General features: G+C 40.3%; 12 protein-coding genes. 4 read left to right on the forward strand and 8 right to left on the reverse strand.

Going from position 1 to position 24,885, the window contains the following annotated elements:
* The first annotated feature begins 281 nt into the window (after window positions 1-281).
* From LLW17_RS00625 to LLW17_RS00640, 4 genes are all read left to right on the forward strand, one after another.
* On the forward strand, window positions 282-2,387 hold the full coding sequence (locus tag LLW17_RS00625) for a thioredoxin domain-containing protein (protein ID WP_228228331.1): 2,106 nt from the start codon (window positions 282-284) through the stop codon (window positions 2,385-2,387).
* A 175-nt stretch (window positions 2,388-2,562) separates the two neighbouring features.
* The gene (locus tag LLW17_RS00630) at window positions 2,563-3,684 is read left to right on the forward strand and encodes a DUF4249 domain-containing protein (protein WP_228228332.1); all 1,122 of its coding nucleotides are present in this window, start codon (window positions 2,563-2,565) and stop codon (window positions 3,682-3,684) included.
* An 11-nt stretch (window positions 3,685-3,695) separates the two neighbouring features.
* Window positions 3,696-4,901, forward strand: a complete 1,206-nt coding sequence (locus tag LLW17_RS00635) for a TonB-dependent receptor (protein ID WP_228228333.1) — start codon at window positions 3,696-3,698, stop codon at window positions 4,899-4,901.
* Window positions 4,902-4,948: 47 nt separating this feature from the next.
* Window positions 4,949-6,109: a TonB-dependent receptor plug domain-containing protein gene (locus tag LLW17_RS00640; protein WP_434084768.1), complete on the forward strand. Its 1,161-nt coding sequence runs from the start codon at window positions 4,949-4,951 to the stop codon at window positions 6,107-6,109.
* Between the two features lie 124 nt (window positions 6,110-6,233).
* On the opposite strand, the gene LLW17_RS00645 is transcribed toward LLW17_RS00640, so the two are convergent.
* The 8 genes from LLW17_RS00645 to LLW17_RS00680 form a co-directional block, all read right to left on the reverse strand.
* Entirely contained in the window at window positions 6,234-8,939 is a 2,706-nt protein-coding gene (locus tag LLW17_RS00645; protein ID WP_228228334.1) for an MG2 domain-containing protein, read from the reverse strand.
* Window positions 8,940-9,383: 444 nt separating this feature from the next.
* Window positions 9,384-11,471 carry a sulfatase-like hydrolase/transferase gene (locus LLW17_RS00650; protein ID WP_228228335.1) on the reverse strand — a complete coding sequence of 696 codons (2,088 nt, stop codon included), beginning with the start codon at window positions 11,469-11,471 and terminating at the stop codon, window positions 9,384-9,386.
* 17 nt (window positions 11,472-11,488) lie between these two features.
* Complete coding sequence (locus LLW17_RS00655) at window positions 11,489-13,057, reverse strand: sulfatase family protein (RefSeq protein ID WP_228228336.1); 1,569 nt, start codon at window positions 13,055-13,057, stop codon at window positions 11,489-11,491.
* 19 nt (window positions 13,058-13,076) lie between these two features.
* Window positions 13,077-14,507: a sulfatase-like hydrolase/transferase gene (locus LLW17_RS00660; RefSeq protein WP_228228337.1), complete on the reverse strand. Its 1,431-nt coding sequence runs from the start codon at window positions 14,505-14,507 to the stop codon at window positions 13,077-13,079.
* Between the two features lie 68 nt (window positions 14,508-14,575).
* Window positions 14,576-15,904: a glycosyl hydrolase gene (locus tag LLW17_RS00665; RefSeq protein WP_228228338.1), complete on the reverse strand. Its 1,329-nt coding sequence runs from the start codon at window positions 15,902-15,904 to the stop codon at window positions 14,576-14,578.
* A 17-nt stretch (window positions 15,905-15,921) separates the two neighbouring features.
* Complete coding sequence (locus LLW17_RS00670; RefSeq protein ID WP_228228339.1) at window positions 15,922-17,469, reverse strand: RagB/SusD family nutrient uptake outer membrane protein; 1,548 nt, start codon at window positions 17,467-17,469, stop codon at window positions 15,922-15,924.
* A gap of 5 nt (window positions 17,470-17,474) precedes the next feature.
* Window positions 17,475-20,612, reverse strand: a complete 3,138-nt coding sequence (locus tag LLW17_RS00675; RefSeq protein WP_228228340.1) for a SusC/RagA family TonB-linked outer membrane protein — start codon at window positions 20,610-20,612, stop codon at window positions 17,475-17,477.
* 150 nt (window positions 20,613-20,762) lie between these two features.
* The gene (locus LLW17_RS00680; RefSeq protein ID WP_228228341.1) at window positions 20,763-24,791 is read right to left on the reverse strand and encodes a two-component regulator propeller domain-containing protein; all 4,029 of its coding nucleotides are present in this window, start codon (window positions 24,789-24,791) and stop codon (window positions 20,763-20,765) included.
* Window positions 24,792-24,885: the final 94 nt, after the last annotated feature.

The raw sequence follows: 24,885 nt of genomic DNA on the forward strand, positions 1-24,885 counted from the left end.
TAACTTTTAAAAATTAAAATTCCAGATTAAATAATACATCGATTTCGTAGAACGAACACCTGAACTATTCTTCACAAAAGTATTTGCACCCGTCTGATTGCAATAGAACAAATGATGCAACCTCTTTAAATTTTGTTGCATCATGGCTTCAGAAGTCTTGAATAATGGGGATTTCTTGATTTTTAATGCTTAAAGTAAGTGGAGCATCATTTGTAATTGCCTATTTTGGTAATAGCCGGTAATCCAGCTAATTTTTGATCAAATTCCCTACTTTTAAACTGATGAAAAACATACTTTACAATAGCCTTCTTATACTTTCAATCTGTTTTTGTTTAACGGGTTGTAGAAAGGATAATAAAGAGCAAAAAAAATACGCGCATACCAATGCACTGATAAACGAAACCAGCCCTTATTTGCTAAAACATGCGCATAACCCGGTGAACTGGAATGCCTGGAGTGATACGTTATTTGATTACGCGCGTAAAGAGAAGAAGCTGGTTTTATTGAGTATTGGCTATGCCTCTTGTCATTGGTGTACAGTAATGGAAGAGGAAACCTTTTCTAATGACAGTGTTGCGGCGTTTATGAATACCCACTTTATAAATGTTAAAGTAGATCGGGAGGAACGCCCGGACGTAGATCACCTTTATATGACCGCGCTTCAACTAATGCGTGGCTCAGGGGGCTGGCCCTTAAATATGATTCTCCTACCCGATGGCAACCCCGTTTATGGAGGCACCTATCACACCCGGGAGGAATGGATGACCAGTATTAAGCTGGTAGATAGTCTCTATAAAAAAGACCCGGAGCGCGCACAGGAATACGCAAGTGAAGTAACGCGTCGCATTCAGGAACTCAACACTGCTACTAATTCAGCCTCCGTTAAAACAATTGACAGTAAAACAAGTACCAGCTGGGTTAAAAACTGGCAAAAGGATTGGGATTTAAAACAGGGAGGTTTTGGCAACGGACAAAAATTTATGCTTCCTTCGGGTCTGAGCTATCTTTTAGACTTTGCTTATTTAAACCAGGATGTAGAAACCCTAAAGTTTACCGAACTTACCCTTAATAAAATTGCTCTTGGAGGCGTTTATGATCATCTCGAAGGTGGCTTTTACCGCTACAGCACAGATGCCGAGTGGAAAATTCCGCATTACGAGAAAATGCTCTACGACAATGCGCAGTTGATAAGCCTGTATTCTAAAGCCTATAAAATTTTTAAAAATCCGCTTTACAAACAACGCATTACTGAAACGATTGACTTTCTAAACGCCCGGTTTAAAACTTCAGGCGGAGAATACATCGCTGCTCTGGATGCCGATCTGGATGGTGAGGAAGGTGCCTATTATGTATTTACCCAGGAAGAACTGGCTAAAGTTTCGGAACAACCCCTACTTTTTAAAAAATACTACAACCTCGATTCTCAAAGATCAAATACTGAAGAAGCTTATAATTTGTATAAAACCAAAACCGATTCGCTTTTCGTTAAGGAAAACAACCTGAGTACAGCCGAATTGAAAAGACTCACTTCTTCCTGGAAAAAAGACCTTAATACCCTAAAAGCCAAACGAAAATTTCCGCTTAAAGATGATAAAATCATAATCTCGTGGAATGCGTTGATGATCGAATCGCTGGCAGATGCCTTCAGCGCCACGGGTACTTTCGATTACTTGAAGCAGGCAGAAGAAACGTATAAGGTTTTGACGGAAAAAGCCCTGAAAAACGGACAACTTGTACATTCGTATAAATCGGGTAGTAAACCTGTAGCAGGTTTTTTAGATGATTATACCTATCTGAGTTCTGCCGGGCTAAAACTGTATACCCTCAGCGGCAACCTCCAATACCTTGAGGATGCTAAAGAACTTACGGTTGAAGCCCTATCCAAATTTCGGATTAACGATTCGCCGTTTTATAAATACAACAGTCAGGATAATCTCATTGCTCCCATCGTAATTACAAATGACGGAGTTATGCCCTCGGCTAATGCGGTAATGGCTAATAACCTCCTGTTACTCGCCAACATCTACTACGATGATGATTTGGCAGCCAAATCAAACGCGATGCTCAACGCTATGGTTTCCGAAATTGAGATAGCCCCTGATGCTTATGCACACTGGCAGTTTGTTAGCTTAAAACGCGTATTTCCATTCTATGACGTAGCGCTAACGGGACCTCAGAGTCCAAATTTTAGCCGGGATCTCAACAGCCGTTACCTTCCTAATACGCTGATCGTTTTTGAGGAAACCGAAACGGACATTCCTATATTTGAAAGCCGGTATGTTGCAGGAAAAACCCTGATTTATATTTGCGAGCAACGCACTTGTAAATATCCTGTAAGCACAGTTTCTGAGGCTTTGGGATTAATGAATCATCAGTTCTTTCCTTAAAATTTTATGCGTTAACAACTAATAATCCATTTTAGAATCGGGTTAATCAATTTGAGATCGTAAACTATCTATCTTACTTGTAAAATTTAACTTAAAACGAAATCAATCGATTGCGTATAAAATTAAATAAGTACCTTATGCCTGAAAACGAATAAGTTAATTACATTTTTCAGGTATGATTTTTCCATCTAAAGCTAAATTTCGCCTATTCCTATTTTTAGGATTCTTAAACTTCTTAGCCTGTACAAATCCGCTTACACCAACCTACGAATTTAAAGAGGGAATCATATATATTGATGGATTTGTAGGTACCACTGCGGGTTCTTCATACGTCAATATAACCGAATCAGATGTTGCTCTCTATTACAGGAATATTTTTGTAAGTGGCGCCACTGTTTTTTTCGTCAATGAAGTCACAGGCGAGAGAGTAGCCTTGTTTGAAGAGGATTTTCAATATATCCCTGAAGATTTAAGCTTTAAGGGAACTGTTGGTGAAAAATGGTATTTGGAAGCCAGTCTGCCCAATGGAAAAACCTATTTCTCTGAGGTTGAGACAATCAATCCTTCTGTTCCTATTAAAAGCATAAGTGCTGTATTTGATGATGAACTGGAGTTTAGTGAAGACTACGATGACTATATCCCGGGGCATGAGATTTTGATAAGTTTTGATGATCCGCCCAATCAGGATAATTATTATTACTGGCGTCATAAAACCTACGACAAGGCTCGCATTTGTCAGGTTTGCGTCGAAAGTAAATTTAGAGACGGAGCCTGCGTACCCGATGAGAACGTAGAGTATTATACCTATTGGTGTGAATCGGACTGCTGGCAAATAGATTATGGAGACTCTATAAATATCTTTTCAGATAGTTTTTCTAATGGAACCACGACCTCTGCACTATCAATAGCTCAGGTTCCCTTAACCAGAAAAACCAGGATCCTTGTCGAAATACAGCAATTTTCTTTGACACCAAAGGCTTATGAGTATTACCGGGCTATCAAGGATCTGGTAGATAATAACGGGGGGTTCAATGCGCCTTTGCCTGCAGCACTTATAGGAAACATGTATAATCCGGAAGACCCGGATGAATTTGTATTGGGGAGGTTTACGGCCGCTTCGGCATTTACACAATCTATTATGATAGACCGAACCACAGTTGAAGCGTCTCCCATAGAAAACCAGATAATGCCCAGACCAGAGCCACCACCTACGGGCCCAGGCCCCAGTTACTTGTACGCCCCTTGTGATGAAAGCAGACACAGAACAGCAATACAACCGGAGGGATGGATCGACTAGTAAAAATACAGATGAGACAAGGACTGCCTTTGCTGCTAATTTGTGTCTTATGGGCCTGTGTAACAAACACTATCTCAGCTCAAGAATATACCCTATCCTTCAAAAAACTGAATGATCTTACGAATAAACCCATTGAGAATGTTCAGATCAGTTTAAGACCTTGTTCCTGTGGAGGCGTTACCGATGTCGATGGAGAATTTGAACTAAAACTGCAGCAAGACACCTACACCGCAGCGATCTCCTACATCGGTTTTAGAACTTTGGAAACGGAGATCTTCCTTAATGAGAACAAAACCTTACAATTAAGACTCCGGGAAGAACAACAGCAACTTTCGGAAATTGTGCTCAACGCAAAACGCATCAGTGAACGCTTGGAAACAGCGCAGATGGGAGCCCTGAAACTGGCTCCTGCCGAACTTAAAAAAATGCCGGCTGTTTTGGGAGAGGTCGACGTTTTAAGAAGTATGACCCTACTGCCCGGTATCAATAATGCTGGTGAAGTAAGCAATGGCCTTTCCGTTAGAGGCGGTTCTCTGGACCAAAACCTGCTCTTGTACGATTACGCCCCTGTTTTCAATCCTACCCACTTATTTGGTTTGTTTTCTGTGTTTACGCCCGAAGCTCTTGGGTCTATAGATCTTTATCGGGCCAATATTCCCGCACGTTACGGAGGAAGAACAACTTCGGTACTGGACGTGAAAGTTAGAAATCCTTATGTAAACAAGTTGAAGCTAAGCGGCGGTATCGGATTGGTTTCCAGCAGGCTTTCCCTGGAAACTCCCATTATTAAGGACAAACTATTTCTATATGCCGGTACCAGAGCCGGATTTACCGATTTTTTATTACCCATCTTTTCTAAAAGGCTGAAGAACACCAAAGCCCGGTTTTACGACCATACCATTAAATTACTCTATCTGCCCACCGATAAAGACCAAATTTCGTTCACCAACTTTTACAGCACAGATTTTTACCAACTTGATCTGATTGCCAAAATTGAAAATGTGAATGCCGAAAGCAATCAATACGATTTTAAAACCTTCAACAACACCCTTCAATGGACGCATTCGTTTAGGGACGATTCCAGCTTAAGAACCGTTTTTCTGCTGAGTAAGTACACTCCAAAAACCCTGTTTCCCGAAAAGGACAGAGACAACGTTATTGAATATGAATCCCAGATCAATTTTGCCAGTATCTTCTCAGAATATGGAAAAAAGTAAATGAAAACCTGAATTATTATGCCGGAATACAGGGCAATCAATACAGAATAAAGCCGGGTAAGCTAGATCCAGGAAGCTCGGAAGGCATTCTCCCGGTTTCTCTGGATGAGGAAACAAGTTATGAAGTTTCGGCATATACAAATTTTACGTGGAAACCCTTTGAACCATTAACATTGTCTGGGGGATTACGATTTACCAACTTTACATTTGTTGGTCCCTATACCGCTGCTACATTTAATGAGAGTACCGGAGAAATCACTAACGTTACAGAATTTGACCAGGGAGAAAAGGTAAAAAGCTACAATGCTCTGGAACCGCGTTTAGGGCTCAATTTAAAATTAGGTCAAAACACCTCGCTTAAAGCAAGTTATGCGCGATTGAATCAATATTTACAGAACATCTATAACGCTACTACCCCGCTTCCTACCTCCAGATGGAAAACATCAAATGCCAATATAGCTCCGCAAACAAGTGACAGCTATAGCATTGGCCTTTACCGGAATATTCTGAATAACGCGGTAGAACTTGGCATAGAAACCTACTATAGAAACAGCGAAAACAATTTAACCTATAAGCCGGGAGCCGATTTCTTTTTGGAGGAATTTGTAGAACGCGACCTGGTTCAGGCTAAGGGTAAAGCCTATGGTGTAGAATTCAGCTTAACAAAGCCAAAAGGCAAAATCAACGGCTGGGTAAATTATACGTGGGCAAGAAGTTTTTTAAAGACAGAAAGCGAACGATTGGCAGACCGGGTTAATAACAATGAGTGGTATCCATCAGATTTTGACAGGCCTCATGTTTTTAATAGTACCATAAATTTAGAGGGAAGTAAATACAACACCCTAAGCTTTAACTTCACAGCCCAGACCGGGCGACCCTATACTACTGCTAACGGGTATTTTGATCTTGAAGGTATTGATGTACCCATTTTTTTAGAACGTAATAATGTGCGTTTAAAAACCTACCACCGCCTGGATCTTTCCTGGAAGGTTAACTACAGTAAAAAACTGAATCGAAGATGGGCTGGCGACTGGACTTTCACAATTTATAATGTCTATGCCAGAAAGAACCAATACAACATATTTTATACGCAACGAAGTGGAGATGCCAATGCCAATATATTTCGTGGGAGCCCTTTGGGTTCATACGAGCTCACGATTATGAACAGCCCCATATTTTCACTAACCTACAATTTTGTATTTGATTGATTCCCTATCCTTCTGTATTAAGACCATTCCAAATAAATTAATGACGACAGGCGAAGGCAAGCATTCCAATTACCTACTGTATCGAATAGAGCTTCATTTAAAACCAAAATTCTAAAAAATAAGTTTAATCTGAATGTTGCGTTACTTCATACGTAATCTCCTGGTAACCAATTTCACCTTCATCTGAAAGCGCCTCGACCACTACCATCATTTCCCCTTCAACATCTGCATTATAAAACGAAGTCATCAGTTCTCCCGATTCATTGGTTTGAAGTATGGGTTTCCAGTTTATAACCGTTCTGAGATCAAGGCTTTTCCATGTATTGTTCTGCTTATTGTCATACTTTGGGACATAGAATTCGCGAGGAGAGGCAAAGACATCGACAATGTTTGGTGTTAATCCATCCGGTTTACGCGCCCCGTGAATTCCAATTTGAGCTTTTGTATAAAGGGCAATGACATGGCCCCATATTGGTGGCGCCATTCTGCATTCAAGTATTTCGGGGTGTACGGAGCAATATAAATCCTGAAAATCACGGGCGAAATAAATGATTTCCATACTGGTGATTTCTTCAGGAGGAATATTTGGAATAAGCGAAAAATCTACATATTGAACGGGGATGCCGTCTACAACGAAGAGTGTGGAGTCATTATTAATATTTGCCTGTAAATACCCTTCATTGCCTGGCCGAATATTCACAATACCCGGATATTCGTGCATTAATATGCTGAACAAACCGTAGGACCAGGTTTGCTTTTTAGAAAGAATCTCTTTGCCATCAATTACCACTTCGGGCTTCCCAAATCGTTCCATCACTTTTTTTCGGTTGGGGGTCATTTTATAAGCCGATAAATTGACCTCATCTAAAAGCACGCTACCATTTTGCATTTCAAATTCCTGTTCCATTTTCCGTTGCTTTTTACTTTCCTCTACGAAGACAGTTACGATACTGTCCAGTTCATAAACAGAATTATCGTGCTCGAAAGTTACTGGAGGTGATTCTCTTTTAAAAAATGAAACCGGATTATTTTTTTTGGCGCCTGATTTTCCGGTAGTTTGAACGATTACTTCCATTTTACCCCCATATTCATCTTTTAACCTGAAATCAAAATTACCCAGACTATCACTTACCTGGGTGTAGATGGATTTCGTTTTACCGGAAGTAATCATCGTAAGCTCTATATTCTCCTTCCCTTTCTTATTGGAAAAAAGGGTATTCACTTTACCGGATACTGACAATGCCGTTTCCGGCTTATTAATGAAAGATTCGTAAACTTGAGCATACGTATAATTACTCCATCCCTGTGTCAGTATCAAGGCTTCTAAATCGAAATACTTACTACTGTCTGATTTAAAGTAATAACCGGGATTTTCCACGGTTCCTTTTAGTTCAGAATCTACTAAGAAATAGGATAAGATGTTTTGACGTAAGGTTTGTGCGCTTCCTAATTTCTTTTTGTCTATTACAAGAAGTGACAGGTTTGTCTTCAGTGCTTTTTCGTCCTTTTTGGTTTTGATGGTAAGCGATGTCAGTTCCCGTTTGTTGTACACCTGTTTATCTGCGGAAAGATCAATTTGCAGTCTGTTGTTTCGTTTTTCGTTAAAATACAAACGTTCGGCAATGGGTTTCTTCTGCTTATCCAAAAGCTTAATGACAATGATCCCTTCCGGAAGAGGGTTGACAGCCATCAACATTTGATGAGCTCCCTGCTCTAAATTGGCCTCCTGTTTATACAAATTGACACCACGCATAGAAACCTGAAGAAAGATCTTTTCATTTTTCAGGAAATTAGATGCTGTTTTTATCAATACATTTTCACCTTGTTTAATTACCGATAAGGATGTGCCCTTAGAAGCCACTTTAGGTAATGGATGTAGTACTGCCTCTCCTTTTAGCGCAGAAGTGTTTAACCGCGCAAAATAATTTTTAGTGCTGTCTGCTTCGTTAATGAAGAAGTAGCCCATACCAAGACTATTGCTCTTGAAAGGAGTTATAAAGTTTTGTTTTTCATCTAAAATAACTCCCTCAACAGGTTTTCCATTTCCGTTAGCATCTAACGCTTTAAATCCTACTTTACCTGATAAGCCGTGTATTAATTTTCCGCTTTCAGGGAAAAATTGAAGATCAATGTATTCCTTATTCAGAATGACTGTTTTTTCACGTATTTTATTATTGTCGGTTTGAATTTTGAAGGTTGCAAATTGAGTTTTTTCATCCACGCTGTAATCGAGACTGTAGTTTTCGTTTTTTCCTTTACCTAGAGCCAGCGTATCTTTTTTGTCATCAAGAGTTATGAATACGGTTAGTTTATTCCGGTGGGATGAATCAATAGCTTTTGGGTTAAAATGAACTTGCAAATGCCTGTTGTTCTCTTCATCCTCTATTAAGCTTATGTTTTCAATGGGATCTACACCTTTATCATCTGCACCAAAAATGTAAATATATTCTTCAAAGAAGAAATCGTTTTCAAAATTCTCATTCCACCGGGTGTAAGCTCTCACCAGGTATTTGCCCTCGCTTGCATTTTTATTTAAAACAAAATACCCCTCGCCAATTCCATTTTCCAGTTTGATCAATTGTTTTTTATAAAGGGTTTCATCTTCCTGGATGAGTTCTACGTGCAACACCCCACTTAAAGTAGAAGGCGTATGCTGTGAAGCATTTAAAAGAATACTTTTAAACCAAATGGTATCTGTAGTAGTGTATAAATTCCGGTCTAACTGAAGGTATATTTTTTCTGCGGATACAGCTTGTGAACTTATTAACTTAGGCTCTTGTGACCAAACAGCCGTCGTCATTAAAACCAGGAGGACAATTATATTTTTCATACACTGCAGAAGTACAAGACGGAAAGGCTGGTTAAATCAGGAATTTCATTCGCTTTTAAAGGAACAGGGCTTTTAAAAACGAAAGACAAACCAATCAAAATGCTCTTGTAAGATAGTGAATCGTGGATTAAAATCTATCAACTCGCTCACTAAACTGCTCAATATCAAAACCTATCAATAAATAGGGTATAAATAAAAAGGTTCGGTTACTTCAAGTTTATGATCTTCTCGATTGAAATTTCACGTTAAAGCCATCCTAAGCTTGAGGCTATTTTAGGTTGAAGAGATGCGAATTTATGAGAGGTTCAGAAACAACTTATAAAATAAATTTAAGAAATAGCTTAAACCCCTAAATCTGAACAGCTATCTCCTGAAACTTCGAAAAAAAAAAGGCTTTCAATTTGATTGACAAAAAGATCCCGGTTCTGTGAAAAGCAAATTTGATTATTCTATCCAAAATTCATTATTCACGTTACATTCACTTCGCATTTCAATTGTCCAAGAGAGATCAAATGGTGCTACTTTATCATCTGTATTCCTGAAGTAAATTTTCACTTTATGTAATCCTTTTTGAAGGTTGACTCTGCGTTTTAAAGTACTATTTGGTTTATCAAAATCAGCGTCAAAAAGCAAGGCCCTATGTAGTTTTACCAAGCATTGCTCCTTCGTATTTAAGCTAAACGTATAACTGCCGTCTTTCGGTATTTCAATAAATGCTTCCAGCAAATAATAATTACTTTTTAGGTGCTGTAAATCTTCAACTTCGGCATATTTTTTTTCGGTTATAGGTTTTAGAAGATCCAATTTAGGAAGATACGGATACTGAACATCAAACTCTTTAAGAATAAAACCCTTTGAAACTTTAAGCCCTTTTAAGGAAGGAATACCTGCATCATCATAAGGCCTGGGGGCTGACGTGTCTTTTATTCGCAACTGCAATACTTCTTCTTTCATCAGTTGTTGCAGGGAAGCCAGAGTATCTAAGCCTGACAGATCATGTTTTTGCTGCTTATCTTTGGTCACGTCATAAATTTCAAAATCAGCATCGGCAGCTTTCACATCATAACGTAGGCCTATGTAATTCCCCTTTCGCAACATTTGCATTTGGCCACGCTGCCTGTTTTGATTCTTTTGTGCAAATTCCCTGTATCCCGGGGTCTTACCATCCTGAAAGTATTCAACATAAACCAGGCTCTCGGGCTGATCTCCCTTGCCGGTTAACGCCGGAAGCAGTGAAGTTCCATCTGTATTTGCAGGTGGTGTCAATCCTGCCGCTTCCGTAAATGTAGGTAACCAGTCGTAAAAGATACTGGGTGATTCTACTACTTTATTTTCAGCAATCTGGGCCGGCCATCTCACAATTAAGGGTGTTCTCAGACCTCCTTCAAGCACATCTCTTTTGATTCCATCAAAAGGGCCAAAACTCTTGAAGAAGTCCGGAGTATTTTCTACATAACCCTCGGGTAAATAGGATTCTCTGGACGGACCATTATCGGATGCAAAAACAACCAGGGTGTTTTCATCGATATCCAAATCTTTCAATAATTTAAAAATATCACCTAGTGCATCATCTATTCTGCGAACACTGGTAGCATAGCGTTTATAGGTCTCAGGCCAGGCTACTTCGGGCGTGTCTCGATTGTTATCGTGATCGTAAGTAGCCTTCGCATAATCAGGATGTACATACGAGTCTGGTGTGCCACTCGCCGTGTTGATCATTTTTCCTGCTTTACCCAGCCATTGTAAACCGCCATCAAGTCCACCCCCTTCTGGATATTCCTGAGTGGGTAATTCAAGTACCGCGTGCGGTGTATCATAAGATAAAAACATAAAAAAAGGTTTGTTATCCTCCTTCACCTGTTCTGTAATCCATTTTTTAGCTCTGGCCGTCCATAAATCAGCCGTGTAGGATTTGTCAAGACCGGTATTGATCGCTGTAGTATTTTCATAAACGGTTTTGGGGCTTCTGTAAATACCTTCGTTGGGATAGTGCTCGTGACCATCGGCGTGACGCATATACCCATAAAAATAATCAAAGCCTCTATTTATGGGCTGTGCAGGCCAGGAATCTCCATTTTCAGACCATTTAGCGCTGCCTTGCAACCCGTATTTCCCAATTAATGCGGTAGCATATCCCGCCTGCCGTAAGACGCTTCCCAAAGTATGATTATTAGCCAGTGCCTTATCAAACTGATTATCCCTGACGTTAGCATGCCCCTGACTTAAACCACTTAAAAGAGAAGCACGGGAAGGCGCACAAACCGGTGCAGGCACGTAATGATTGGTAAGCATCGCACCCTCGGAAGCCATTTGATCTAAATGAGGTGTTGCCATCCAGGGTTCTGAATCATCTCCCCTGCTCTTACGTTCATTTTGAAAAAATACGCCTACATCCCCATAGCCTAGATCATCAACAAGGATCAATAAGATATTTGGTTTTTCGGCCTTTTGCACCAGCTTTTGCTGGCCACAAATTGTTTGGCTAAAAAGAATAACCAAAACCAAAAAATACAGATTGGGAAGGTATTTCATCTGTAAGTTTCAACTAATTATTTTAACTCCAGTTCTTGTACTTCAGTCGTCGTTTTACCGCGTATGCTCTCATAAATCGCTTTCAACTCCTCCAGCTTTTCCGGATTGCTTTCAGCTAAATTCCTTTGCTGTCCTAAATCTTCAGACAGATTATACAATTGATACTGTCTAGCATTACCCAACTCAATATTGACTTGCTCAGCAACCGCAACTCCATTGTAGGGAGGAATAAATATCCAATCACCTGATCTTAACGCGGTGCGGCCTGTTGCCTCCAGAATAAGATTGTCTCTGCCTTCCTGACTTTTGCCTAAAAAAGTCTTTAATAAATCCTGACTATCCTCTCCGGTAATCGTACTGCCCACCAGATCTGCAAGCGAACTCAACAAATCTATCTGTGAAACCACGGCATCACTGGTTTGAGGCTTGATTGTGCCCTGCCAGTAGGTGGCGAAAGGCACTCGTGTACCGGCTTCAAACAGGCTGTATTTACCGCCACGTAAAACACCTGCAGGTTTATGGTCGCCTAGCTTTTCTACCGCATCATCGTAATACCCGTCATTTAAAACGGGCCCGTTATCGCTGCTTAAAATAATGAGTGTATTCTCTAAAAGGCCTTCTTCTTCTAAAGTTTTGAGAAATTCGCCCACACACCAGTCGGCTTCCAAAATTACATCTCCACGGGGTCCCATACCTGACTTGCCTGCAAATTCAGGAGCCGGAGTCCTGGGTACGTGAGGTTGCTGTAGCGCGTAGTATAAGAAGAAGGGCTTGTCTTTTTTAGATTTCACATAGTCCTGAGCTTTCGACAAGAAATTTTCGGCCATTTGCTCATCTACCCATTTTGCCTGCTCTCCGCCTTTCATAAAACCTATACGCGGAATGCCGTTTACGATTGAGCTGTTATGCCCATGATGCCATTTCATCTTCAACAGCTCCGGATTGTCCAGCCCGGTGGGTTCTCCCTCAAAGTTTTTTTCATAATCAAGCTGAATAGGATCATTTGGGTCAAGGTTTTCTACTCTTCCATTTTTGATATAAACCGTGGGAACCCGATCCTGAGTTGCAGCCATAATATAGCTATACTCAAAACCTACTTCATTAGGCCCCGGGGTAATTTCTGCATTCCAATCAACAGTACCGTTGCCCAATCCCAAATGCCATTTTCCTACAATGCCGGTTTGATAGCCCTGCTCCTTCAACATTTTGGGCAGGGTCATTTGAGCGGTATCAATAAGTAAAGGAGCAGTTCCCGGAAGAATTTTAGCATTCTCATTCCGCCAGGGATACATTCCTGTCAACAGAGCAAAGCGACTTGGGGAGCAGGTTGCCGAAGAAGCATAGCCATTAGTAAACTTAACCCCACCATTCACCAATCTATCCATATTAGGCGTCTCCAAAGCTGTAGCGCCATAAGAACTAAGATCGCCATAGCCTAAGTCATCAGCATAAATGATTACAATATTGGGTTTGACAACCGTTTCCGGCGTGACTTCCTGCTTTTTATTTTCGTTTTTACAACCGAAGAAAGTAAGCGTTACGAAAAAGGCTGACAGATAAAACAGAGGGTATTTTGGTATGCTCATAGTCAATAAATATAACTTATTAATTCGTTGTGAACCGGTTAGGATTTTGCCTGCTATACAGCTTATCCTGCAAAAGGCCCAAAAAAACAGGATCTTTCATCTCCATATTCCAGATGCTGTACTGTTCTTTAAGGGAGCGGGAATCTTGGGTACGCTCCTCTAAAATCGAATTAGTTTCTCCCAAATCGTGTTGAAGATCGAAGAGATAGGATTGGTTTTTCTGAATCTCAAACTTCAAACCGTTAGCAGCCCGAACCGCATACTCTTCCTGATCAAATTTTCTCCAAAATAAGTACGGGTGCGGATCTCCGGAATTCGCTTCGGTCAAGTAAGGTATTAAATCTACTCCGTCGAGCGTATTTTTGGTTTGAATACGTTCTGAGGTTTGATTTATGGCTGTCGCGAAAATATCTAAGGCACTTATAGCCTTTTCGTAGAATTTTCCACCTTCAAGGCGAGCCGGCCAACGCAAGGCAAAGGGTACGTGAATTCCACCTTCAAACAAATCGCCCTTTTCCCCTCTCAATAGGCCGTTATCTGAAGCATTAGCATGCTCCGGACCTCCATTATCTGAAAGGAAAAAAACGAGGGTATTGTCTGCAAGTTTTAGCGAATCTAAAGTCTCTAAAACACGGCCCACACCATCATCCATTGCGCTTACCATGGCCGCATAAATTTTGCGTTTGGGATCTTTGATGTGATCAAAACGTTCCAGATACTCCGGAGTAGCCTGCAAGGGAGCGTGCGGTGCATTGTATGCGAGATACATAAAGAAGTGAGCGTCTTTATACTGCCGAATATAGTTAACCGCTTCGCGCGAAAGGGCATCAGTAAGGTATTCGGTTTCTTCTACGCGGGTTTCATTGCGCAACAGTTTGGTATTGTATCCATCATACTGCGTGCGGGCCTCGGTAAGATCATTAAGCGTCCACAATTCCGGAAGGTATTGATGTCCTCCGCTTAAAAACCCAAAAAAATCAGTAAAGCCTCTTTTGCGGGGTACCAGTGATGCGTGTGCACCCATATGCCATTTTCCAAGCGCGACCGATTTGTAACCGGCTCTACCCAGGGCATCGGCCAGAGTTTCTTCGCTTAAAGGCAAACCCATATTGGGGTCATTAGGGGCTAATAATGGGTTTCTACTAAAGCCAAAGCGATCCTGATACCTGCCGGTTAAAATTCCGGCGCGACTGGGTCCACAAACCGCATAGCTTACATAGGCATTGGTAAATTTTACACCTTCTCTGGCAATACGATCAATGTTTGGTGTGGGGATATCTGTATTGCCATTAAAACCCACATCTGCATAACCCAGGTCATCGGCGAGAATAACGATTACATTAGGCTGCGTTTTTAAGGTTTGAGATTCAGCATCCTGAGCAATGAGTTTAGGTGTGAAAAGCAACAGACCTAAAATAATTGAATTAAAAAAAACGAATGATTTTAACATAAATTAAAAAGCATTTAAGACCGATTAAAAAAGGCTTCTACCTTAAAGTAGAAGCATTTGGATCTGATTTATTCCTTCAGTTTAAAGGAAACGTCATCTAAAAATAAGGGTGGAAAGCCATTTGCCTTGAAGAATACAAATCGTAGTGTAGTGACTCCTTCGGGTACTGTAAATTCATACGAAGTCTCAGTCCACTCGGTAGTTTTTGCAAGGTCAGGTGCCGAAAATAGCAAGGCATTGCCTGCATCGTTTCGTATTTTAGCAGAAATGGTATTTGCCGGTTCTGAAAGCCATTTGGTCCAAAATTTCAAGATATAGGTTTTACCGGGTTCAGCAGCTGTAACATAAACCAAAGAACCGTCTCCATTTTCTATTCTACCTGCAAAATTACCGGTGCGTGGTCCCGCACCAGTGCCTACAACTCCATTTTTGAAACCTGCCCAGGGAGCGATCTCACCACTTTCAAAGCCTCCATTAACCATTAATTCTTTATCGTCTACCGGTGGGGTGTACTCGGTATCCTGCCCCGGACCAATGCTTTCATTGTGATTGATGGCTGCATAAACCTCTCCAACGGTTGTGATATTTGAATCTTCGTCAAAAAGCGATGAAGTATAAAGCGGAGCCTGTCTTCCATCAAACCAGGCATAGCGATGCACCCATTCAATATTGTTCATTGCCTGTGTGGCTTGCTGCATAAATGATATGACTTCTTCCTGACTGTAACGGTTTGTTTCAGGTGAAGAAGCATTCCAGTCGGCCACGGCAAATTCGGTGACCCAAATGGGTCGCTTACCATATGCGTTGTAGGTATTTTTCAGTTTATTGATAAAGTTCAGGACATTAGAACCCCCATAGGAATGAACGGTAATGAAATCTACCCTTAAATTTGAAGCTTCGGCCTTTTGCATAAACTCAACCATCCAAGCATTTTCAGGATTTACTGTGGCCGGTGAACCGATGGGGACTCCTAATTCTTCAATTTTAGGCCATAAGGCGATGGCTTCATCAACGCTCATATTTGCCTGATCTGCGCCATCAGGTTCGTTAAACCCTAACACATACTTTACCTTGCCTTCTGCGATTAAACCTTTAATGCGGGATATATTGTCATCAGTTACAGAGCCTTTCCCCCAAAACATAGGTACATACTCTACATTATCAGGTATTTCCTCGCGTAACTCATTTCCCCAGCTATACATCCAGTGGGCTCCTAACTCACTGGTTCTATGCGACCAGGCTTTGGCCCGATTGGTATAAGCTACTCCTTTTTTGGTAACTAAAGCCTCATCGGTTTCCTGAGATGCGGTCGCGGTATCCTCGAAGTCACCAATTACATTAGGTTCGCAACTTACTAGTAAAACGGTTGCTATTACTATTGCTAAATAATTTTTCATAACTCTTTGATTTTATGTTATTGCCATGCAGGGTTCTGCACTAAGTTTTTATTTACATCTACTTCAGATTGTGGTATGGGGAATACTTCTGATCGTCTTCCCAAATATTGCGGAGCATAAGGCCCTACAGGATCTGAACTGGCCCGCTGAATGCCTCCTTCAATATCTCCCCAGCGTTTAAGATCCATAAAACGCAGTCCTTCAAGAGCTAATTCTACTCTGCGCTCGTGTCTTACAATAGCTCTCATTTGAGCCTGATTAACAGTTCCTTCGGCTTCTGCCACACTGGGCATATTTACACGTGCCCTTACCCGGTCAACCAATGCCGCTGCCCCGTCTATGTTTCCGGTTTCAGCTAAGGCTTCTGCTCTCATAAGCAGTACATCAGCAAAGCGAATGACGTAAAAATCCTGTGAACCATCGCCAAAAACGGCGTTACCTTCGGCATCAGGGCCACGTCTTATGTATTTACGCATGCCAAAGCCCGTAGGACTGTTACCAGTGAATGTGCGCGCAGGCTCAACAAGATATTGGTCGCCTCTAAAATAAATGGTCGCCAAAGCTCTGGGATCTCTGTTATTTCTAGGATTAGCAGCGCTGTACAAAGGTGAAGTTGATATAGGCTGACCATCTGTGCAATAGTAGTCATTTACTAAATTTGGCATAGGCCGTTGATCAACCTTAGGAGTACCTAAGAAAGTAGCACTAAAATTCTCTCCATTTGAGGTGTCATCTCCTCTCAAAAACCGCACAGCGAAAACAACTTCCTGAGACAATTCATTTTCAGGGGTGAAAAGCGCTCCGTAATCCGGGTGCAAGTCGTAATTAAGACCTAAAAGTTGGTTAGTCAACTCAATCACACCCTCAGGACCTTCATATACTTTATTGTATAATTGCACTCGTGCAAATAAGCCTAATGCCGCCCCTTTAGTCGCGTAGCCCTCTAGTCCTGAAGGCTGAGCCTCCGGAAGATATTCAACCGCGAGTTTAAGATCTTCAACGATTTGTGCTGTTACCTCCTCAAAGGTGTTTTTTGAAACATACGCTTCCTCTAAAGTTTGTGGAGCAGTAATCAAAGGAACATCTTCAAAATAGACTGAAAGGTTAAAGTAAAACAAGGCTCTTAGAAAATAGGCCTGTCCTAATAAACCCTCTTTCGTTTCTGCTGAAACCAGATCTTCAGAAATGATTTCTACATTTTGTATTACAGAGTTTACACGGGCAATTCCCTGATAGCTGTTATTCCACAGGTTGAGAATCATTCCGTTAGTAGGATCCATAGTTCCTTCCATAAATAATGCAGGCCCCTCGTATTCAAATTGGGTGTAGGCATTATCTCCTATACCGTCATAGCCGGGGATACCTTGAAAACCATTTAAATTACCACCGTACAACGATCGGGACTGAAGTGTTGAATAAACAGCATTGAGTGCCAGAAAAGCATCGGCTTCAGATTGCCAGAAGTTACCCTCGGCTATTTGTGTTAGGGATTCGCGCTGAAGGTAATCCTGACTACAATTTGTAGTGGTGAGAACTATGATAAATGCTATAAATATCTTTTTCATCTCTGTTATAATTTTAAATTAACGCCGAATGTGATTGTCTTGTAAAGAGGCGCATTTCTATTGCTTTGAGCACCATTTGCACCTTCAGGATCAAAATATTCAAGACCGGTAAAGGTTAAGAGGTTTTGTCCGCCCACAAAGAATCGTAAATCATCCACCAGAATTCTTTCGGTTAAAGAGCTGGGTAATGAATATCCCAATTCGATATTCTTTAATCTTAAATAAGACACGTCCTGAACGTAAAATGAAGATACGATGCCGTTATTCTGACCTCCCACACGTGGTAAATTAGCGCTGGGATTTTCAGGAGTCCATCTTCCTAACCAATAAGTCAAAACATTACTTCGGTCGTCTTCCATAGGTAAATTACCATTACCCTGTAAAAGCCTGTCAACACCACTCACTCCCTGAAAAAGGAAATTAAAATCAAAGCCTCCAAATTCTACAGAGCCATTAAAATTGATAAGTAAATCGGGGTTGGGATTTCCTATAATAGTACGGTCATTAGCATCTATTACCCCATCGGGAACTCCATCAGGTCCTGATATATCTGCGTAACGTAGATCACCAGGCCCTGTAAGCGCATTGTTGAATTGAACCGGAGCATCAGCTATTTCTTCAAGACTCTGAAAAACTCCAATCGCCCGATAACCATAATAGGCTCTAAAGGGCTCTCCTACGCGAATGATATTGATGTTAGTAATGGTTTCTTCTCCTCCGTCACCCAGGCCGGTTACTTCATTATTTAAAAACTTGGTCAGGTTTCCGCCTACACTAAACTTAACACCACCTATATTGTTTCTATAGTTAAGATTTAATTCAATCCCCTCACTTACCATCGAAGCGGCATTTTGAGCGGCTAGATTTGTAATTCCCAGGGTGTTTGGTATGGGAAAATTACCATAGAGAATATCTGTACTATTCCGTTTAAAATAATCAGAAACAATCTCAAGTCTGTTATTAAATAGACCTAAATCTATACCTATATCATATTGCTCGGTTTCTTCCCATCTAATGGACGGGTTTGCCAGGCTGGTTATGGCTACCCCAACTACCGTATTATCGTTACCCAAAACATAATCTATCCCCGGATTATAGGTCTGAGAAAAGATGTAATTACCAATGCGGTCATTACCACTTATACCCCAACTTCCTCTTAGTTTCAGGTTTGAAATGAAGTCAACATCTTCCATAAATGCTTCTTCAGATACTCTCCAGCCAACTGATCCTGAGGGAAAAGTTCCGTAACGATAATCCCGCCCAAATTTTGAAGAGGCATCCCTTCGCAAGTTAAATTCTGCAAGATATTTTCCTTTGTAGTTGTAGTTCACTCTTCCAAAGAAAGATTGATACACTTCCTCAAGAGCACTACCGGATACCGCGGGGTCAACCACACCTCCAGCATTAAATTCCTCCAGATTATCAGTAGGAAAACCACTTAACTGGCCTGAAAAGCCATCATCTTTATAATAAGAAACTGAATGACCTAGTAAAATGCCGAAGTTATGTACTTCATTAAAGGTCTTTTCATACCGTAAAATATTCTCGTTAAGGAGGCGGTATTCAAAGTTTGTAGAATTATTCAGATTGTTCAATTCATTATTGATGACTACATTTCCTTCCCAGTCATTTACGATTTGTCTTGGAGCGAAATCTGATGATAAACCATAAATAATATTGGCACTTCCGCTGGTTTCAAAAGATAGATTTTCTGTAAATTGAAATGTCAGCCCTATACGTTCACTGATATTTATATTATCACTTTCGTTATTTCCTAAAAAACCTCTTCGTAATGGGTTTTGGGTCAAGAAGGAGTTATTTGTATTCAGGTAAGCTCCGTCAACAACACCATACTCCCCGTTGCTGTAATATAAAGGAATGGTGGGTGCGCTACGCTGAAAGGAATAGATGATCCCATTATCCCCATCAAAGGCATTCTGACCTCCTGTAGGACCTTCATTATGTCTCCAAAAAGCATTTGTAACACTACTGATGCTAAACCACTCCTTCATCTTGGAGTTGATATTCAAACTTAGGTTGTAGCGGTCACTACGAAATTTACTGCGTACTATAGCTTCCTGCCCCAGATACCCAAATGAAACCCGGTATGTGGTTTTTTCACTACCTCCTGAAAATGAGAAATTGTGATTCATTACCGGTGCCGAAGTTAAAACCACATCTGCCCAGTTGGTCTCCGAAAACTGATCAGGTAAAGACCCTGTTCTAATGGCTTCTAATTGTTCATCAGTATAGCGCGGTAAAAAACCGGGGCCATCCTGATTTCTATATTTCTCGTTCATTAGGGTGGCATAATCTAATGAACCTAAAAATTCTGGTTTAACAGTGGCTTCCTGTATTCCATAATATCCATTATACCTTATCTCAAAGGTATCGGCTTTACCTCGCTTTGTAGTTACCAAAACAACTCCATTTGCACCTCGTGCGCCGTAAATTGCAGCAGCAGAGGCATCTTTTAAAACTGTTATGCTTGCGATGTCTGATGGATTAAGGTTATTGAAAGCTGCAAGATTGTCATATTGTATATTGTCTATCACTATTAAAGGGGTGTTATTGCCAAAAGTTCCTATACCCCTAATATTTATAGAAGAAGCATCTGCACCCGGGTTACCCGAGGTTTGCGTGAGCTGCACCCCCGAAAATCTTCCGTAAAGCAATTGGCCCGATTGGGTTACCGGTTGGTTGACCGCCTCATCAAAAGTAACAGTCTCTACGGCACCGGTTAGGTTTACTTTTTTCTGTGTACCGTAACCTACAACGACAACCTCATCTAATGCGGCTACATCTGTAGATAAAGTCACATTAATCACGTTACGACCAGACACCTCAATCGTTTTCGTTTGAAAGCCCACATAACTTATAGTTAGGGAAGTGTTTGAGGGTACCGTAATTTCATAATTTCCATCAAAATCTGTACTGACACCATTAGTTGTATTATTAGCGTCAATAATTGTAACGCCAGGAAGAGGCATCCCATCTTCTTCGGAAGTAATGGTACCCGTCACACGCAATTGCTCCTGTGCAATCGCCTGACTTAAGTTGGGGACTCCTAAAAAACCCAGCAAAATCAAAAACAGAAATTTGGAGCTGACCACCCTGTTTTTAGTAATTTTTCGTGACTTCATAAGCATAGATTTGAATCTTATCAATTTGTTAAAAATCTTAAGAGTTAGTTATGACATCAAATCTCATAAATACATCATTTTGAAGGCAGGGCATATCATTCAAGAGAGGGTACAAATCAATCAATATCAGTAAAATCAATACGTTACAGGCTATACCTGCTTTATTTTTGACTTTTTAATATCCCGGTATTCTGAAGGAAGGCAATCAAACTGATCTACAAAAGATTTCTTAAAATATTTATAATCATTAAATCCTACCTCGTAGGCAATATGACTCAGTTTGGTGTTTGAAGTAAGTATAATTTGAGCTGCTTTTTTGAGTCGTATAGACCGAATAAAAGCGGTAAGCGATAAGCCGGTAAGTGATTTGATTTTTCGATACAGTGTAGATTGACTCATATACAGTTCATCAACCATATTTTCAATTCCAAAATCTGGATTTTGAAGGTTCTCTTCAACCAGTAAGATGGCCTTTTCAATAAAATCATCTTCCGGATCTTTTATGGTGGCATTTACATCTGCCTTTGTAGGTTCAAAGCGCACTTTATTGAGCAGGTGTTCCTGAATTTTTCTTCGGTTTTCCAAAAGGCTGTTTATACGGGCCTTAACAACATTGGCATTAAAGGGTTTGGTTATATAATCATCAGCCCCCGTGTTTAAGCCATTGATTTCAAAAACAGTAGAACTGCGTGCTGTAAGTAAAATGACCGGGATGTGCGAAGTGCTGATTTGTGATTTTAATTCCTTACAAAGCGAAATTCCATCCTTTTCGGGCATCATAACGTCGCTTACAATAAGATCTGGCACTTGTTTGGTTGCGATTTCAAGCCCCTCTACTCCGTTACGCGCTTCCAAAATGGTATAGCTTTCGGAAAGCAGGGATTTTAAATATTCGCGAATCTCCGCATTATCGTCAATGATTAACAGCGTGTATTCCTGGCTGTTAACCTGTAGGGTATCTACATAGGTTTTTGAAAGGTCTGAAGAATAGGCGCCTATATCGTCTGTCTTCATAAACTGCGTATCAATATCATTTTGCAGCATTCGGCTTTCTAACGGAAGTTTTACAGTAAAAACAGTTCCCTCATTCAACTTACTGGCTACCGAAATCTCACCGTGATGCAGGTTTACGATGTTTTTTGAAAAGGACAATCCCAGACCACTACCTACAACTTTGGCCGTTTGTGCAGTCTGAATCTGGTAAAATTTATCGAAGATGTTATTGAGTTCCCGGGCATCCATACCCATCCCGGTATCTTTGACCTGAATGACACAAAAGCCATCGTTCTTGCTGATTTTAAGGGTGAGCTTGTCTTTGGGCTCACAGTATTTAATCGCGTTAGAAAGCAGATTGCACAAGACGATTTCCATCTTGTTTCGGTCAAAAAGAAATTCTATTTCTTCAGGCTCTGCTTTAAACGTATAGGTAATGTCTTTTCGCTCTGCGGAATCTTTAAAATACAGAAAAACCTCACTGGCAAATCGCACAAAATTACCCTGAGCTACACGCAGTTTTAAAAGTCCGTGGTCTGCTTTTCTAAAATCAAGCAGTTGATTGATTAGATTGAGCAGGCGTTTCGCATTTTTTTCAATTGCGTTTAATTGATACGAAACTTTTGGTGTAAAATCGTTGGCTTCAAGCAATTCGGTAAGTGGACTTAGAATGAGTGTAAGCGGAGTGCGTAACTCGTGAGAGATGTTTGTAAAGAAACTGATTTTTGCCTCATTAAGTTCCTGCTGTTTTTCTTTCTCAATGCGGATAATCTCCAGATTATTTTTCAACCGGTTTTGTCTTCGGAAGAAATCAATCAAAATTATGGCTATTACAAGAATTACTAAGAAATAGGCTATAAAAGCCCAGATACTAAACCAGGGAGCCGGAAGAATCTTAATAGCTATGGTTTTAGCCTCGCTCCAGTTGATATTATTGCGCGTTGCCTGTACTTTGAGTATATAACTGCCCGCATCAAGCCCTGTAAAAAACAGCTCATTGGTGCTTTGCAGATCTATCCAGTCTGATTGAAATCCCTCTAGCTTATACCGGTACTTGATATTGGATTTCCCCAGGTAATCATTGCTTGCAAAACCTATGGAAAACAGCTTGTCCTTATGGGTTAATTCAATCTTATCTACATAACTGAAGTCTTTTTCAAGTATGACCTCTCCATTCACAACATCTCCGGCAGTTACTATTTTGTTATTCACCTTGAGATTAGTAAGAATAACCTCACTGGTAGTCTGCATTTTCCCAATGCTTTCGGGATTGAAAAAAACCACGTTGTCGCTTCCTCCAAAATAAATGGTCTCATTATTAAAATTAAAGCACGAACGTAGGTTAAATGAGGTCGTTATAACCCCATTGAGTTCTCCGAAAGAAACGATTTCTCCATTTGGACTTAAGCGTACAATCTCCCGCTGATTGGTGAACCAGAGATTATCCTGCCCGTCAAGGGTCATTGCATTTATAAAGTCATTACTTAATCCCCGTCCGGATGTAAATTCCTCTATGATCTGCAGTTTTTTATCCCGGTATTTGGTCTTAATCAAACCTCCCGGGGTTCCCAGCCACAAATAATCGGTATCCGGTAACAGATTATTTATAATTACGCTGGGCAACTGCCCCTCAAGAAACTGAGATTGATGGTAAAAAATTTCCTTTCGGGGATCAAAAAGGTGAACACCATTATAAGTACCTACCCAAATATTGCCCTGATTGTCTTCCACAATACCGGTTATGCGGTCACTTTCTAATTTGTGCTGCTTGTCTTCTGAATCTCTATAATAGGTGTAGGCAGTCTTATCTCTGAACTTTCCGCCTCTTACGATCATCAAACCTCGTTGCTGGGTCCCCAGTATAAGATTATTATGAGAATCTATATAGATGGCCGATATTTTATTCAGGTTTTCATCTGCAAAAATGCGTTTTCGGGTATTTCTATCGTATATGTGTAATCCTTTTTGTGTGCCCACGTAAATAAGATTGTTTTTACGGTAGATGATATTGATTTTTAAATCTGACAATTCAGTTATGTTTGTCAAGTTATCACTGATATCTCCCACATACAGACCATTGCTTAAAGTGCCCAACCAGAACGACGAGTCATCTGCATATAAACTGTGTACGTTTAAATTGGCCTGAATAGCACCAAGGGAAGCAATTCTTCCCATACTTTGAAAGCCTTCATTCTCAATCAACTTTACAACTCCTCCATAAGCGGTTGTTACCCAGGTGATGTCATTTTCATCTCTATGCAAATCCAGTATAGTGGCGTAGTTAATTGCCTTTTTATTTAAATCCTGATTGACGAGATCTACTTTTTCAAAACGGGTAAGCTCGGGGTTGCTCATATAAAGACCATTACCCCAGGTACCAATCCAGATTCGGTGATAGTTGTCTAAAAGGAGTGTTTTAGAAAAGTCGCTGGTCACATTAGTTTCAATAGAATCCAGTTTTTGATTCTTAGTGTCCAGAAAATAAAGTTTTGTGTTTTTTGACATGGGTACGGTCACCCAAATTTTATTACGCCGTTCATCGGGAAGAATATCAAAAACACTTTTGTTGAAATTAAACTTTACAATTTTTTTCTCTGTAGCATCATATTTTGACAAAACCCGATTATTTGTAAACCAGACATTGTCGTACGCGTCTTTTTTAATAGCATAAACGGCTCCCTGAAGTGGATAATGCTCCACCAATTTATTAGTTTCAGAATTGATAACAAACAGACCATTTTCCCAGGTACCTATCCAGATTTCACCCTTTTTCCCTTCGGCAATAGCGGTAATACGTAGGTCACCCTGATTATTTAGGTCTATAATATCATTGTAAGACACGATTTCGTCCGTCTCAATGGTGAGCTTAGAGAGTCCGCCACTTTTTGTACCTATCCACAGATTATTAGCACTGTCTATAAACAGGGTTTCAATATTTTCATTTTTAAATTCAGGATAGGTATCTCCAGGTTTTAAAACATTAAAATCGTAACCGTTGTATTTTGTAATTCCGTTTTCGGTGCCAAACCATTTTACGTTCAGACTATCGCTAACCACTGAGGTTACGTAATTATTGGATAGGCCTTCTTTGGTAGTTATATATTCTAAAATATACTCGCGTTCATCTAATTGACCATAGATTAAAAAACATTTGAAAAGAATAACCAATGTGAATAGAGTACGCATAGTTGTTTTTTAAATCGAATGAAAAACGGAATGAAAACGTTGTAGTAAAAATAATGTTAAATCAATCCTAAGAAAAAAATGCTTCTGCATTTTT

It is taken from the genome of Leeuwenhoekiella parthenopeia (genome assembly GCF_020782115.1).
Lineage (GTDB): Bacteria > Bacteroidota > Bacteroidia > Flavobacteriales > Flavobacteriaceae > Leeuwenhoekiella > Leeuwenhoekiella parthenopeia.

Bases quoted from the DNA above. Each gene is read 5' to 3' on its own strand.
- LLW17_RS00655 (WP_228228336.1), bottom strand. From the start codon at position 13,057: ATGAGCATACCAAAATACCCTCTGTTTTATCTGTCAGCCTTTTTCGTA.
- LLW17_RS00675 (WP_228228340.1), bottom strand. From the start codon at position 20,612: ATGAAGTCACGAAAAATTACTAAAAACAGGGTGGTCAGCTCCAAATTT.
- LLW17_RS00650 (WP_228228335.1), bottom strand. From the start codon at position 11,471: ATGAAATACCTTCCCAATCTGTATTTTTTGGTTTTGGTTATTCTTTTT.
- LLW17_RS00665 (WP_228228338.1), bottom strand. From the start codon at position 15,904: ATGAAAAATTATTTAGCAATAGTAATAGCAACCGTTTTACTAGTAAGT.
- LLW17_RS00645 (WP_228228334.1), bottom strand. From the start codon at position 8,939: ATGAAAAATATAATTGTCCTCCTGGTTTTAATGACGACGGCTGTTTGG.
- LLW17_RS00625 (WP_228228331.1), top strand. From the start codon at position 282: ATGAAAAACATACTTTACAATAGCCTTCTTATACTTTCAATCTGTTTT.
- LLW17_RS00635 (WP_228228333.1), top strand. From the start codon at position 3,696: ATGAGACAAGGACTGCCTTTGCTGCTAATTTGTGTCTTATGGGCCTGT.
- LLW17_RS00630 (WP_228228332.1), top strand. From the start codon at position 2,563: ATGATTTTTCCATCTAAAGCTAAATTTCGCCTATTCCTATTTTTAGGA.
- LLW17_RS00670 (WP_228228339.1), bottom strand. From the start codon at position 17,469: ATGAAAAAGATATTTATAGCATTTATCATAGTTCTCACCACTACAAAT.
- LLW17_RS00680 (WP_228228341.1), bottom strand. From the start codon at position 24,791: ATGCGTACTCTATTCACATTGGTTATTCTTTTCAAATGTTTTTTAATC.
- LLW17_RS00660 (WP_228228337.1), bottom strand. From the start codon at position 14,507: ATGTTAAAATCATTCGTTTTTTTTAATTCAATTATTTTAGGTCTGTTG.